Origin of the sequence: Paractinoplanes ovalisporus (assembly GCF_016834655.1) — a bacterium.
Lineage (GTDB): Bacteria > Actinomycetota > Actinomycetes > Mycobacteriales > Micromonosporaceae > Actinoplanes > Actinoplanes ovalisporus.
Genome location: NZ_JAENHP010000028.1, coordinates 55,482 through 69,414 on the forward strand (window position 1 = coordinate 55,482; position 13,933 = coordinate 69,414).

Here is a 13,933-nt window from a genome sequence, read left to right on the forward strand (position 1 = left end):
GGCGGATGTCGGTCATCAATCGAAAGCGGGGACGCAGCACGTAGAGTGGCGGGGTGGACGAGCAGTGGCTGCTCGAGGGCGACCCGGCGGTCCGGTGGCGGGTGCTGCGGGACCTGATCGGCGCGTCCGACGAAGCGGTTCGCGCCGAGCGGGCCCGCGTCGCCGCCGAAGGGTGGGGCGCCCGGCTGCTCAAAGAGCAGAACGCCGAGGGCGGGTGGGGTGAGGGTGACTACTCCCCCAAGTGGACCTCGACGACCTACACGCTCCTGCGTCTGATCTGGCTCGGGCTGCTGCCGGGGCATCCGGCCGCTCTCCAGGGATGTGAACGGCTCTGGGAATGGCGATCGCGGTGGCGGTCGCCGGAAACGTGCGTCGCGGCGATCCTGGTCCGGGTCACGTGCGATTCCGGCTATCCCGCGGGTGGCCTCGACGCGCTCGTCGCGCATCTGATCGAGCGGCAGCAGAAGGACGGCGGGTGGAATTGCCAGAGCAAGGGCGGCGAGGACCGCCACGGCTCGTTCCACACCTCGGTCCTCACGCTGGAGGCCCTGGAGGCGTACGCGGGAAGGGGCGGCCCGATCGGCACGGGCGCGGCCGCCGCACGGGGACGCGAGTTCTTTCTCGAACACCGGCTCTACCAGTCACACCGCACCGGCGAGGTCGCCATTCCGGCCAGTCTGCGCTTCCCCGCGTTTCCCGAGTGGCATTTTGACGTGCTGCGGGGGCTCGAATACTTCCGGGCCTGCGGCGTGCGCGACGAAAGGCTCGGTGACGCCGTCGACATCGTCCGGAGCCGGCGCACGAAACAAGGCCGGTGGTCGACGTATTCGCCGTACGCGGGAAAGCAGTTCTTCGCTCTGGAACCGCCCGGCCCGAGCCGCTGGAACACGACCCGGGCCCGCGCGATCCTGAAATGGTGGGAAAGCCCCTGAGAGCGCCTAGAAACCGCGGGCCAGCCGGTAGTAGGCCTGGTTCCAGCGCACCTCCTTGGCGAACTGGCGGATGGACGTGTTGCCGTCGATCACGAGCAGTTCGGTCGCCAGCATCTCGGCCAGGTCGGTCAACTCCTCGGTGCCCACCGCCGACGACAGCACCGTGTGGTGCGGGCCGCCCGCGGTCAGCCAGGCCTCGGTCGAGGTCGAGAAGTCGGGCGCCGGCTTCCACACCGCCCGCGCCACCGGTAGCTTCGGCAGCGGCTCGGACGGGGGCACGACCTCGATCTCGTTGGCGACCAGGCGGAACCGCTCCCCCATGTCGGTCAGGCCGACCACCACGGCCGGGCCCGGCGCGGCGTCGAACACCATGCGGACCGGGTCCTCGCGGCCGCCGATGCCCAACGGGTGGATCTCGAGGCGGGGCTGGCCGGCCGCGATCGACGGGCACACCTCGAGCATGTGCGCGCCGAGGATGCGTTCGTCGCCGGGCGTGAGGTCGTACGTGTAATCCTCCATGAACGACGTGCCGCCGGGCGCCATCGCCTTGAGCGTGTGCAGCAGCACCGACGTCTTCCAGTCGCCCTCACCGCCGAAGCCGTAGCCGTCGGCCATCAGGCGCTGCACCGCCAGCCCGGGCAACTGCCGCAGCCCGCCGAGGTCCTCGAAGTTCGTGGTGAACGCCTGGAAACCGCCCGCCTCGAGGAAGCCGCGCAGGCCGAGTTCGATCCTCGCCGCGTACCGGAGGGAATCGTGCCGGTCGCCCTTCAACGCGTCGGCCACCTGGTAGAGGTCGTGGTACTCGCCGACCAGCTTGTCGATGTCGGCATCACCGATCTGGTCGACCACGGCGACCAGATCGTTGACCCCGTACGTGTTCACGGAGACCCCGAACCGCAGCTGGGCCTCGACCTTGTCGCCCTCGGTGACCGCGACGTCCCGCATGTTGTCGCCGAACCGGGCCAGCTTCAGCGACCGCATGGCCGCATAGCCGCGGGCGGCCCGCACCCACGTGTTGATGCGGGCGGTGACCCGCGGGTCGGAGACGTGCCCGGCCACGGTCTTGCGGGCGACGCCGAGCCGGGCCTCGATGTAGCCGAACTCGCGGTCGCCGTGGGCGGCCTGGTTCAGGTTCATGAAGTCCATGTCGATCGACGCCCAGGGCAGCTCGACGTTGGCCTGGGTGTGCAGGTGCAGCAGCGGGGTGCGCAGCGCGTCGAGGCCGCTGATCCACATCTTGGCCGGCGAGAACGTGTGCATCCAGGCGATGACACCGATGACCCGGTCGTCGTCGTTCGCCTGCCGCGCCGTCGTCAGGATGTCGGCCGCGGAAGTGAGCACCGGCTTCCAGACGATCTTGACGTCGAGCGTAGCACCCAACTCCCGCGCGATTTGTCCGGATTGTGCGGCAACCTGATCAAGGGTCTCGGGTCCGTACAGCCCCTGACTACCGGTCAGGAACCAGACCTCGTACTCGCTCATTACTGTCCCTCCATCAGGGGTTGGCCGTAGACGTTCTGGTACCGGTCGAACAGGCTGTCCACGGCGGTGGCGGGCAGCCGGTCGACGGGACCGAGCTGCCGGGCCAGGTGCAGGGTGCGTGCGACGTCCTCGCACATGACCGCGGCCTTCACGGCGGCCTTCGCCGTGGGGCCGATCGTGAACGGGCCGTGCTGGCGCATGAGAACCGCCGGCGAACGGGACCCGCGAAGCGTTTCGACGATGCCGCGGCCGATGTCGTCGCTGCCGATCAACGCGAACGGCCCGATCGGGATGTCACCGCCGAATTCATCGGCCATCGCGGTGATCGAGCACGGGATCGGCTCACCCCGGGCGGCCCAGGCGGTCGCGTACGGGCTGTGGGTGTGCACCACCCCGTTGACCTCGGGCATGTGCCGATAGACGTACGCGTGGGAAGCGGTGTCGCTGGACGGCGAGTGCTCGCCGTCGACCAGGTTGCCGTCGAGGTCGCAGACCACCATCGACTTGGCGGTGAGTGAGTCGTACTCGACGCCGGACGGTTTGATGACCAGAAGATCCTTCCCCGGTACGCGGGCCGACACGTTCCCGGCCGTCCAGGTGACCAGGCCCCACCGGGTCAGGTGCCGGTGCAGGTCGCACACCTCGGCGCGGATGTCCTCGATGCTCACAGGGCCTCGTTCCTGATGCGGCGCAGGCGGTGCAGGGTTCCCGACGTGCGCCCGAAGTAGTCGTGCAACTCCTCGTACTCCGCGTAGAGCCGGTCGTAGACGTCCGCGTTCGCCGTGTCGGGCGTCCACACCGAGGGCTCCATCCGGCCCATCGCCTCGGCCGCGGTCGCCACGTCCGGATAGGCCCCGGCGGCCACCGCGGCGTGGATGGCCGAGCCGAGCGCGGGCGCCTGCTCCGAGGTGGCCACGCCGAACGGGCGGCGCAGCACGTCGGCGTAGATCTGCATGACCAGCGGGTTGCGCTTCAGCCCGCCGGCTGCGACCAGTTCCGTGACGGGCACCCCGGCCGCCTCGAACGTTTCAATGATCTTCCGGGTCCCGTACGCGGTGGCCTCGATCAGCGCCTTGTAGATCTCGAACGGTCGGGTCGCCAGGGTCAGGCCCGCGATGACCCCGGACAGGTGATGGTCGACCAGGACCGAGCGGTTGCCGCTCTGCCAGTCGAGCGCGATCAGGCCGTGCGCCCCGGCCGGTTGCTCGGCGGCCGGCCGGGAGAGCTCGTCGTGACTCTGGCCGACGCTGTCGACGTACCAGCCGAAGATGTCGCCCACGCCGCTCTGGCCGGCCTCGTAGCCGTACAGCCCGGCCATGATCCCGCCGTCGACGACACCGCAGATGCCGGGGACCGCCTTGAGTTCCACCCCGTTCATCACGTGGCAGGTCGACGTGCCCATCACCAGCAGCATCTGCCCCTCGCCGACCGCCTTGGCCGCGGGCGAGGTGACGTGCGCGTCCACGTTGCCGATGGCGACCGCGATGCCCTCGGGCAGCCCGGTCCACCCGGCGGCCTCGGCGGTCAGGCCACCGGCCCGCTCCCCCAGCGCCGAGATCGGGTGGGCCAGCCGGGTGTCCGCGAAGTCGGCGAACCCGGGGTTGAGCTCGGCCAGATAGTCCTTGCTCGGATAGGCGCCGTCCTGGTGGATGCCCTTGTAACCGGCCGTGCAGGCGTTGCGGGTCTCGCGACCGCACAGCTGCCAGACGATCCAGTCGGCGGCCTCGATCCAGCGTTCGGTCGCCGCGTAGACCTCGGGGTCCTCCTCCAGCACCTGCAGCGCCTTCGCGAACTGCCATTCCGACGAGATCTTGCCGCCGTAGCGGTCGATCCACGGTTCGCCGCGGCGGTGGGCCAGCTCGGTGATCCGGTCGGCCTGCGGTTGTGCGGCGTGGTGTTTCCAGAGCTTCACGTACGCATGAGGCCTGGTCCCGAACTCCGGCGTGCGGCACAGCGGGGTTCCGTCATTGAGAACCGGCAGCACGGTGCACGCCGTGAAGTCGGTCGCGATGCCGACCACCTCGGACGGATCAATGCCGGCGGCCCGCACCGCCTCGGGCACCGCGGTGCGCAGCACGTCGAGGTAGTCCTCCGGGTCCTGCAGCGCCCAGTCGGGTTTGAGCTGCTGCCCGGTGGCGGGAAGGGTGCTCTTGATGACGCCGTGCCGGTACTCGTGCACGGCGGCGCCGACCTCTTCGCCGTCGCTGACGCGGACGACCACGGCCCGGCCGGAGAGCGTGCCGTAGTCGACGCCGATGGTGTAAGCCATGCTCACTTGGCCTTTCTCGTGACGAGTCGCTGCAGCACGATGAAGGCGAACAGCAGGATGCCGACCACGATCCGGGTCCACCACGAGTTCAGGTCACCCTGGAACGTGATGATCGTCTGGATCAGGCCGAGCACCAGCACGCCGAGCACCGTGCCCAGCACGTATCCGGAGCCGCCGGTCAGCAGCACGCCGCCGATGACCACGGCGGCGATCGCGTCGAGTTCCAGCCCCTGCCCGTGCAGGCTGTAGCCGGACGAGGTGTAGAAGCTGTACAGCACGCCGCCGAGCGAGGCGCAGAAGCCGCTGAGGGTGTAGACGGCGATCCGCGTACGGCCGACGGGAAGTCCCATCAGGAGCGCGGAGTCGGCGTTGCCACCGATCGCGTAGACGTTGCGGCCGAAGCGGGTCCAGGCCAGCACGACGGCCGCGATCACGACCACGACCACGGCGATCACCACGTTGAGCGAGATGAAGACGCCGTCGTCGAACCGGAAGCGCTTCTGGGCCATCTGGGTCCAGAAGTCGTTCGTGATCGGGATCGAGTTGCGGTTGATCAGCAGGGACAGGCCGCGGGCCAGGAACATGCCGGCCAGGGTGGCGATGAACGGTTCCACCTTGAAGAAGTGGATGACCGCGCCCATGCCGAAGCCCAGCACGGTGCCGATGAGAAGCGCCACCGGCAGCACGACGCCCGCGGGCCAGCCGGCGTTGAGCAGCGTCGCGGCGACCGTGGTGGTCAGGGCGATGACCGCGCCGACGGACAGGTCGATGCCGCCGGTGAGGATCACGAACGTCATGCCGACCGCGACCACGAGCAGGAACGCGTTGTCGACGAAGACGTTCAGGATCACCTGGGTGTCGCCGAAGCCGTCGTAGTTGTAGACGCCGACCGAGTACATGACGATCAGTAACGCGAGGGTGGCCAGCACCGGGATGTGCTTGGTGTTGGGCCGGTAGACGCGCCTGGCTGTCTTCTTCGCGGGCGTCCGCGGCGGACTCGTCACGTCGATCATGCGGGTACTGTCCTTTTCGCCGAGAACCGCCCGAACACCTTGGCCCGGAACGTGGCCGACTGGGCCAGGCAGAGGATGATCACGACGACCGCCTTGAACAGCAGCGTCGTCTCGACCGGCACACCGACGCTGACCGCGGTGATGTCAAGCGTGGTGATGATGACCGCGCCGAGCACGCTGCCCGCGATCGAGAACCGGCCGCCGGTCAGCGCCGTGCCACCGATGACCACGGCCAGGATCGCGTTGAGCTCGATCAGGTTGCCGGCCGCGTTGCTGTCGGCGCTGGAGACGTCCGAGCTGTAGATCAGCCCGGCCACTCCGGCGAACGCGGCCGCGAAGACGTACACCATGATCGTGATGCGCCGCGCCCGGATGCCGGCCAGGCGGCTCGCCGTGGGGCTGCCGCCGACGGATTCCAGGAGCAGTCCCAATGCCGTACGGCGGGTGACGGCGACCGTGAGAGCGACCGCGGCCGCCGCGATCAGGAAGCTCACGGGCACCGCGAGGAAGTATCCGGCGCCGACCACGCGGTAGGGCGCGGAGTGCACGTTGAGGATCTGCCCGTCGGTGATCAGCTGGGCCACGCCGCGGCCGGCCACCATGAGGATCAGCGTCGCGATGATCGGCTGGATCCCGAGCACCGCGACCAGGAAGCCGTTCCACAGGCCGAAGACGAGACACAGGGCGATCGCCGCGCCGACCACGAGCAGGACCGGTCCGACGGAGTCGGGGTTGCTCAGGTCGCCGATCAGCAGACACGCCAGGGCACCCGAGATGGCCATGACCGAACCGACGGACAGGTCGATGCCGCCGGTCGAGATGACCAGGGTCATGCCCAAAGCGACCAGCACGAGCGGGGCGCTGCGGCGCAGGATGTCGATCAGTGACCCGTACAGGTGGCCGTCCTGCAGGGTGATCGTGAAGAAGTTGTTGGAGAACACCAGGTTGCTGGCGAGCAGCACCACCAGGACGGCGATGGGCCAGAAGAGCCGGTGTCGGAGCAGGGCGGTCAGGTTCATGGGGTGGCTCCGCTGGCGATCGTGTGCATGATGCGGTCGGCGTCGACGTCGTCGCCGTTCTCCAGCTCCTCGACCAGGCGGCGGTCGCGCAGCACCTCGATCTTGTGGCTGAGCCGCAGCACCTCCTCCAGCTCGGCGCTGACGAACAGCACGGCCATGCCGCCGTCGGCCAGCTGGGCGACCAGTCGCTGGATCTCGGCCTTGGCGCCGACGTCGATGCCCCGGGTCGGCTCGTCGATGATCAGCAGGCGGGGCTCGGTGATCAGCCACCTCGCCAGCAGCACCTTCTGCTGGTTGCCGCCGCTGAGATCCCGTACGAGACGCTCGGGGTCGGCCGGACGGATCTGCAGTGCCTGGACGTACCTGTCGACGAGTTCGTCCTGACGGCGGCGCGGGATCGGGCGGGTCCAGCCGCGGGCGGCCTGCAGGGCCAGGATGATGTTCTCGCGGACGGTGAGCTCGCCGATGATCCCCTCGGTGCGCCGGTTCTCGCTGGAGAACGCGATGCCCCTGGTCATGGCGTCGCGCGGGCTGTGGAACTTGACCGGCTGGCCGTCGACCGCGAGGTCACCGGAGTCGGGGCGGTCGGCGCCGAACAGCAGCCGCGCGAGTTCGGTGCGTCCCGAGCCCAGCAGTCCGGCCAGCCCGACGACCTCGCCGGCGTGGATGGTGAGATCGAAGGGCGCGATCGAGCCCGTACGCCCCAGGCCTTTCGCTTCGATGATGGTGCGGTCACGGCGGGGCGCTTCCCGGACCTCTTCCTCGATCTGCTCGAGCGCCTCCAGCTCCTTGCCGATCATCTTGCTGACCAGTTGCATCTGGGGCAGTTCGGCCGTGCGGTACTCGCCGATGAGGCCGCCGTTGCGCAGGACCGTCATGCGGTCGGCGATCTCGTAGACCTGGTCGAGGAAGTGGCTGACGAACAGGATCGCCGTGCCGTTCTCTTTCAGGCGCCGCATCACTGCGAAGAGCTGTTCCACCTCTGACGCGTCGAGGCTGGAGGTGGGCTCGTCGAGGATCAGGACCCTGGTGTTCCCGATGTCGGTCGCGCGGGCGATCGCCACCATCTGCTGGATCGCGAGCGAGTAGCTGTCGAGCTGGGCGGAGACGTCGATGTCGAGATCGAGCCGGGCCAGGCTTTTATCGGCGCGTCTTCGCATTTCGGACCACTGGATGCGCCCGAACCTGCGCGGCTCGCGGCCGATGAAGATGTTCTCCGCCACCGAGAGGTTCGGGCAGAGGTTGACCTCCTGGTAGACGGTGCTGATGCCGGCCTGCTGGGCCTGGAGCGGGCCGGTGAACCGGACCCGCTCGCCGGCCAGCTCGATCTCGCCGCCGTCGATGTCGTAGACACCGGTCAGCACCTTGATCAGCGTCGACTTGCCGGCGCCGTTCTCGCCCATCAGGGCGTGGATCTCGCCGGGTAGCAGCCGGAAGTCGACGCCGTCGAGGGCGACGACGCCGGGGAAGACCTTTCTGATGCCGGTCATCTGCAGGACCATGTGCGCTCCGTTCGATGGTGGGCCGCCGGGTCACGGCGGCCCACCGGGCGGGACTCAGTACTTGCGGTCGGCCAGAACTTCCTTGGCCTGCTCGGGCGTGAAGGTGGTCTCCTCGGTGAGCACGCGCTGCGGGATCGTCTGGCCGTCCTGCACCTTCTTGACCAGGTCCATCAGCTGTGGGCCGAGCAGCGGGCTGCACTCGACGATGAAGTTGATCTTGTTTTCGGAGAGCGCGGTCATGCCGTCCTTGACCGCGTCGACCGTGATGATCTTGATGTCGGTGCCGGGCTTCTTGCCGGCCGCCTCGATCGCCTCGATCGCGCCCAGGCCCATGTCGTCGTTGTGCGCGTAGAGCACGTCGATCTTCGGCTGCGACTTGAGGAAGGTCTCCATCACGGCCTTGCCGTCGGTCCGCGTGAACTGGCCGGTCTGCGACGCGACGACCTTGAACTTGGTGTCAGCCTTGATCACGTCGGCGAAGCCGGCCTTGCGGTCGTTGGCCGGCGCCGCGCCGGGCGAGCCCTGCAGCTCGACGATGTTGACCGGGTCGGTCTTGCCCTCGTACTCCTTGACCAGCCAGTCGCCGGCCTTCTTGCCCTCCTCGACGAAGTCGGAGCCGATGAAGGTCTTGTAGAGCGAGGTGTCGGGGTCGTCGATCGCGCGGTCGGTCAGGATCACCGGGATGCCGGCGTCCTTGGCCTCCTTGAGCACCGTGCCCCAGCCGCTCTCGACCACCGGCGAGAAGGCGATCACGTCGACCCGCTGGGTGATGAAGTTGCGGATCGCCTTGATCTGGTTCTCCTGCTTGCCTTGGGCGTCGGAGAACTTCAGGTCGATGCCGGCGCTGGCGGCCGACTCCTGGATGGACTTCGTGTTCGCCGTACGCCAGCCGCTCTCGGCGCCGACCTGCGAGAAGCCGAGCGTGATCTTGTCGTCTCCGCCGCCGCCGCTGCCCGAGCCGGCGTCGTCACCACCGCAGCCCGCGACGGCCGAGGCGAGCAGGAGCCCGCCGGCCACCGCCAGAGAAAGTCTTCTGAGCACTGAATCCTCCACATGGTCTGTTAACGTTCACAGGCGCGAGCTTCGGCGCTGCGCGGGGAATCGAGCGGCCGGCTCACGTTTCTCGTCGTAGCGGCGCGTCGCTGTGAGCTCACTCTCAGGACCCGCGTTCCGGAAGTGTTACCGTTCTCAACATCCGAGTCAAGGCCTCGCCGCTGGTTTGTTACCGACGGATTGCCGAATCTGACAAGGTGCAGGAAGACCTTGTCGGGATCGATGGACACGGCCCGTCTCCGCCGTACACTGTGCGCGCTCACATCGGAGGTCGTCTTTGCCATCCAGAAAGCCCGCCGCCGACGGAGTCGACCGGCCCCGCCTCACCGTCATGCGTGACGTCGCCAAGCTCGCCGGCGTCTCGCACCAGACCGTGTCCCGCGTGCTCAACAACCACCCCAACGTGCGCGAGGAGACCCGGGCCCGGGTGCTGGCGGCGATGCAGTCGCTCAACTACCGCCGCAACCTGGCCGCCCGCACCCTGGTCACGCGGCAGTCGGACACGCTGGGCATCATCGGCTTCGAGACGACGCTGTTCGGTCCCGCGTCCATGCTGTACGGCATCGAGAGCGCGGCCCGCGACGCCGGTTACATGGTCAGCATCGCGTCGGTGCGCGACCTCGACCGGCGCCAGGTGCTCGAGGCGGTGGACCGCCTGACCCAGCACTCGGTCGACGGCGTGATCGCGATCGCCCCCAAGCAGTCGGTGACCCACGCCCTGGCCCAGGCCCCACCGTCCCTGCAGTGCGTGGCGGTCGGCGGCGCGGGCGAGTCGGACGCGGCGCCCACGGTCTCGATCGACAACGCCCTGGGCGCCCGCCTGGCCACGCAGCACCTGCTCGACCTCGGCCACGTGACCGTCCACCACGCCGCCGGGCCACCCGACTGGCCGGAGTCGTTCGAGCGCATCGAGGGCTGGCGCCGCACCCTGTACGCGGCCGGGGCCGTGGTGCCCCCGGTCGAGCACGGTTGGTGGGACGCCGAATCCGGCTACGCACAGGGTCAGGCGCTGGCCCGCGACCCCGCGGTGACGGCGGTGTTCTGCTCCAACGACCGGATCGCCCTGGGCGTGCTGCGCGCGTTGCACGAGGCCGGCAAGCGGGTCCCGTACGACGTGAGCGTGGTCGGTTTCGACGACATGCCCGACTCGGGCTTCTTCGTGCCGCCGCTGACCACGGTGCACCAGGACTTCGGCGAACTGGGCCGGCGCAGCTTGGGGCTGCTGCTGGAGCACATGACCCACTCCCCGGCCGCCGAGAGCCAGCCACCCGACCACGTGCTGGTCGCGCCCCAACTGGTGGTCCGGGCGAGCAGCGGTCCAGCCCCGGCCCGCTGACCCCGCCGGCTTGCCCCTCCCGCTCGCCCTTCCCGCTCGCCCCGGCCCGCTGACCCCGCCGACTTTGCTCGCCCTCCCGTCCGCCCCCGGCCCGCCGACTTTGCTCGCCCTCCCGCCCGCCCCCGGCCCGCCGGCCTCCCCGCCGGCGCCCCGCTGACGTACCCGGGTAGGTCTGTCCAACCGCATTACCCGCCCTACCAGGGGGATCCCCCGCCCACCAATGATTCTTCCGGGTTGGGCCGATCTTGGGATTGGCCGCTGTGGATAACCCGGGACTGTGGACAGCCGACACATCCCAACTGGCTTGTGCTAGGGAACGCAGCGGCGAGCATCCCGACCGCCGGACGCGGCACGAATCAGAGCTTGCGCCCAGCCCACCACCCGATGTTATCGTTCACACTCGCTTAACAGTGAGCCCCGTCGATACGTACGCGTGGAGGTCCTGTGTCTATGCCGCCGCTCAGCCGCCGCCGACTGCTGCAGGCCGCGGGCGCCACCGCCGTCGCGTCCGGGGTCGGCGCCGCCGCCGTCGCGCGACCGGCCACAGCGGCCCTGGCGCCCGCGCGGGCCGACATCGGCGTCTCGGCCTACCCGTTCGAGCTGGGACAGGTGCGTCTGACCGCGAGCCGCTGGCTCGACAACCAGAACCGCGCGCTCAGCTACCTGCGGTTCGTCGACGCCGACCGGCTGCTCTACAACTTCCGGGCCAACCACGGGCTCTCCACCCAGGGTGCCGCGGCGTGCGGGGGCTGGGAGGCGCCGACCTTCGAGTTCCGTACGCACAGTCAGGGCCACTTCCTCACCGCGTGGGCTCAGGCCTGGGCGGTTCTGGGCGACACCACCTGCCGCGACAAGGCCAACTACATGGTTGCCGAGCTCGCCAAGTGCCAGGCCAACAACGCGGCCAAGGGCTTCGCCGCGGGCTACCTGTCCGGCTTCCCGGAATCCGACCTCACCAGCATCGAGGCCGGCACGCGACGCGGCGTCCCCTACTACTGCCTGCACAAGACCCTGGCCGGGCTGCTCGACGTCTGGCGGTACATCGGCAACACACAGGCCCGCGACGTGCTGCTCGCGTTTGCCGGGTGGGTCGACTGGCGTACAGGACGGCTCTCGTACGCGCAGATGCAGACCGCCCTCACCATCGAGTTCGGCGGCATGAACGCCGTGCTCACCGACCTTTACCAGCAGACCGGCGACGCCCGCTGGCTGACCGTGGCCCAGCGCTTCGACCACGCCGCCGTCTTCGACCCGCTCGCCGCCAACCAGGACCAGCTCAACGGGCTGCACGCCAACACGCAGGTGCCGAAGTGGGTGGGGGCGGCGCGCGAGTACAAGGCGACCGGCGCGACCCGCTACCGGAACATCGCGGCCAACGCCTGGGGCATCACGGTCAACGCCCATTCGTACGTGATCGGGGGAAACAGCCAGGCCGAGCACTTCCGCGCTCCCAACGCGATCGCGCCCTACCTCTCGCCGGACGCGGCCGAGGCGTGCAACACGTACAACATGCTCAAACTGACCCGCGAGCTGTGGCTGCTCGACCCCGATCGCGCGGCCTACTTCGACTTCTACGAGCGGGCGCTGATGAACCACCTGCTCGGCCAGCAGAATCCGGCCGACAGCCACGGTCACGTCGTGTACTTCACGGCGCTCAACCCGGGTGGGCGGCGTGGTCAGGTCGGGCCGGCCGTGGGTGGCGGAAGCTACAGCACCGATTACGGAACGTTCTGGTGTTGCCAGGGCACGGGCATCGAGACCAACACCAAGCTGATGGACTCGATCTACTTCTTCAACGGGACCACGCTGACGGTCAACCTGTTCATCCCGTCGGTGCTGACCTGGTCGCAGCGGGGGATCACGGTCACCCAGACCACGTCGTTCCCGGCCTCGGACACGACGACACTGACGGTGAGCAGTTCGGTGGCGGGTTCCTGGACCATGCGCGTACGGATCCCCGCCTGGACCACCGGTGCGGTGATCACGATCAACGGGGCGACGGCGAACGTGACCGCCACGCCGGGTAGTTACGCGGCCATTACCCGTACGTGGGCCGCCGGCGACGTGGTCACGGTGCGCCTGCCCATGCGGGTGGCGATGCGTGCCGCGAACGACAACAGCAACGTCTCGGCGATCGTGTACGGGCCGGTCGTGCTCTCGGGCAACTACGGGAACACGGCGTTCAGCACCCTGCCCGCGCTGACGACCAGTTCGATCACCCGCACCAGCACGTCGGCGCTGACGTTCACGGCGACCGCGAACGGCGCCACGGTTCCGCTCATTCCGTTCTACGACGCGCACGGGCACAACTACATCGTCTATTGGAACGCGCCGGGTGAGGGCGGCATCGCCACGCCATCGAACTTCCGCCTGGTGAACGTGGCCAGCAATATGGTGCTCGGCATCCAGGACATGTCGACCGCCGACGGCGGGCTCGCGCTGCAATGGAGTGACACCGGAACCCTGGATCACAACTGGGAAATCGTTCCCGACGGTACGGCCGTGAAGCTCCGCAACGTCAACAGCGCCAAGGTTCTCGGGGTCGAAAACATGTCTACGGCGGACAATGCGCGCGTCATGCAGTGGGCCGACAACGGTACGGCCGATCACCGCTGGACGGTCATCGACGCGGGCGACGGAAGCCACCGGATCCGCAACGCGCACACGGGCAAAATGCTCGGCATTCTGAGCGGGTCCACGGCCCAGGGCGCGCAGGCGGTGCAGGACCCGGACAACGGGACGGCCGACAATCTCTGGCGGTTCCTGCCGGACGGCGCCCGCCGCATCCAGAATCTGGCGAGCGGTCTCGTGCTCGGGGTGCAGAACATGGCGACGGCCGACGGCGGGCTGGTCGTGCAGTGGGGCGACTCCGGGACGGCCGATCATTTGTGGACCGCGCTCGTCGACTCCGGCGGCTATTTCAAGCTGCGGAACACGAACAGCGGAAAGGTGCTGGGCGTGGAGAACGCGGCAAATGCGAACGGTGCACGAATCATGCAGTGGGCCGACAACGGAACGGCCGACCACCGATGGCGGTTGCGTTACGGAAGCAACGGCTATTTCCGGATCCAGTGCGGTAACGGCGGACGTGTCCTGGGCGTGAGCGGCGCCTCCACGACGGCCGGTGCGCAGGTCGTGCTCTGGGACGACAACGGCACCAACGACCACCTCTGGCGTTTCCTCTGAGGCCCGTTTCACTGCTGGGCCTTCGCGGCGGCGTCCCGCCGCGGCGGTGTTCCGGCGTTCCTCTCGTCGCCAGAGGTTCGCCGGGGCGCCGCGTTTCCATCCCGGTTTCTTTGTGGGAACGCTCCCGCAGCGATCGACATC

General features: G+C 68.8%; 10 protein-coding genes. 3 read left to right on the plus strand and 7 right to left on the minus strand.

Annotated features, from left to right (window positions below; translation table 11 throughout):
- Positions 1-53 precede the first annotated feature (53 nt).
- Positions 54-932: a hypothetical protein gene (locus tag JIG36_RS45370; protein ID WP_203383109.1), complete on the plus strand. Its 879-nt coding sequence runs from the start codon at positions 54-56 to the stop codon at positions 930-932.
- A gap of 6 nt (positions 933-938) precedes the next feature.
- Here the strand turns inward: JIG36_RS45370 and araA are convergent, their stop codons facing one another.
- The 7 genes from araA to JIG36_RS45405 form a co-directional block, all read right to left on the minus strand.
- Positions 939-2,414: an L-arabinose isomerase gene (gene araA, locus JIG36_RS45375; protein WP_203383110.1), complete on the minus strand. Its 1,476-nt coding sequence runs from the start codon at positions 2,412-2,414 to the stop codon at positions 939-941.
- Complete coding sequence (locus tag JIG36_RS45380) at positions 2,414-3,082, minus strand: L-ribulose-5-phosphate 4-epimerase (RefSeq protein WP_203383111.1); 669 nt, start codon at positions 3,080-3,082, stop codon at positions 2,414-2,416. Before JIG36_RS45380 ends, araA begins: the two co-directional genes overlap by 1 nt.
- Positions 3,079-4,683, minus strand: a complete 1,605-nt coding sequence (gene araB / locus JIG36_RS45385; RefSeq protein ID WP_203383169.1) for a ribulokinase — start codon at positions 4,681-4,683, stop codon at positions 3,079-3,081. The genes JIG36_RS45380 and araB overlap by 4 nt, the downstream gene beginning before the upstream one ends.
- Positions 4,684-4,685: 2 nt before the next feature.
- Positions 4,686-5,696 (minus strand): galactofuranose ABC transporter, permease protein YjfF, encoded by a 1,011-nt coding sequence (gene yjfF, locus JIG36_RS45390; RefSeq protein WP_203383112.1) that lies wholly within the window; start codon positions 5,694-5,696, stop codon positions 4,686-4,688.
- On the minus strand, positions 5,693-6,715 hold the full coding sequence (locus tag JIG36_RS45395) for an ABC transporter permease (protein WP_203383113.1): 1,023 nt from the start codon (positions 6,713-6,715) through the stop codon (positions 5,693-5,695). The genes yjfF and JIG36_RS45395 overlap by 4 nt, the downstream gene beginning before the upstream one ends.
- Positions 6,712-8,205, minus strand: a complete 1,494-nt coding sequence (locus JIG36_RS45400) for a sugar ABC transporter ATP-binding protein (protein WP_236049618.1) — start codon at positions 8,203-8,205, stop codon at positions 6,712-6,714. Before JIG36_RS45400 ends, JIG36_RS45395 begins: the two co-directional genes overlap by 4 nt.
- Before the next feature lie 66 nt (positions 8,206-8,271).
- Positions 8,272-9,258 (minus strand): ABC transporter substrate-binding protein, encoded by a 987-nt coding sequence (locus JIG36_RS45405; protein WP_203383115.1) that lies wholly within the window; start codon positions 9,256-9,258, stop codon positions 8,272-8,274.
- Positions 9,259-9,601: 343 nt separating this feature from the next.
- Between JIG36_RS45405 and JIG36_RS45410 the strand changes: the two genes are divergently transcribed.
- Positions 9,602-10,606 carry a LacI family DNA-binding transcriptional regulator gene (locus JIG36_RS45410; protein ID WP_203383116.1) on the plus strand — a complete coding sequence of 335 codons (1,005 nt, stop codon included), beginning with the start codon at positions 9,602-9,604 and terminating at the stop codon, positions 10,604-10,606.
- A 444-nt stretch (positions 10,607-11,050) separates the two neighbouring features.
- Entirely contained in the window at positions 11,051-13,792 is a 2,742-nt protein-coding gene (locus JIG36_RS45415) for a beta-L-arabinofuranosidase domain-containing protein (protein WP_203383117.1), read from the plus strand.
- Positions 13,793-13,933 lie beyond the last annotated feature (141 nt).

Excerpts from the sequence above, each read along its gene's own strand:
- araA (WP_203383110.1), bottom strand. The coding sequence starts at position 2,414 with ATGAGCGAGTACGAGGTCTGGTTCCTGACCGGTAGTCAGGGGCTGTAC.
- araB (WP_203383169.1), bottom strand. The coding sequence starts at position 4,683 with ATGGCTTACACCATCGGCGTCGACTACGGCACGCTCTCCGGCCGGGCC.
- yjfF (WP_203383112.1), bottom strand. The coding sequence starts at position 5,696 with ATGATCGACGTGACGAGTCCGCCGCGGACGCCCGCGAAGAAGACAGCC.
- JIG36_RS45395 (WP_203383113.1), bottom strand. The coding sequence starts at position 6,715 with ATGAACCTGACCGCCCTGCTCCGACACCGGCTCTTCTGGCCCATCGCC.
- JIG36_RS45400 (WP_236049618.1), bottom strand. The coding sequence starts at position 8,205 with ATGACCGGCATCAGAAAGGTCTTCCCCGGCGTCGTCGCCCTCGACGGC.
- JIG36_RS45410 (WP_203383116.1), top strand. The coding sequence starts at position 9,602 with ATGCGTGACGTCGCCAAGCTCGCCGGCGTCTCGCACCAGACCGTGTCC.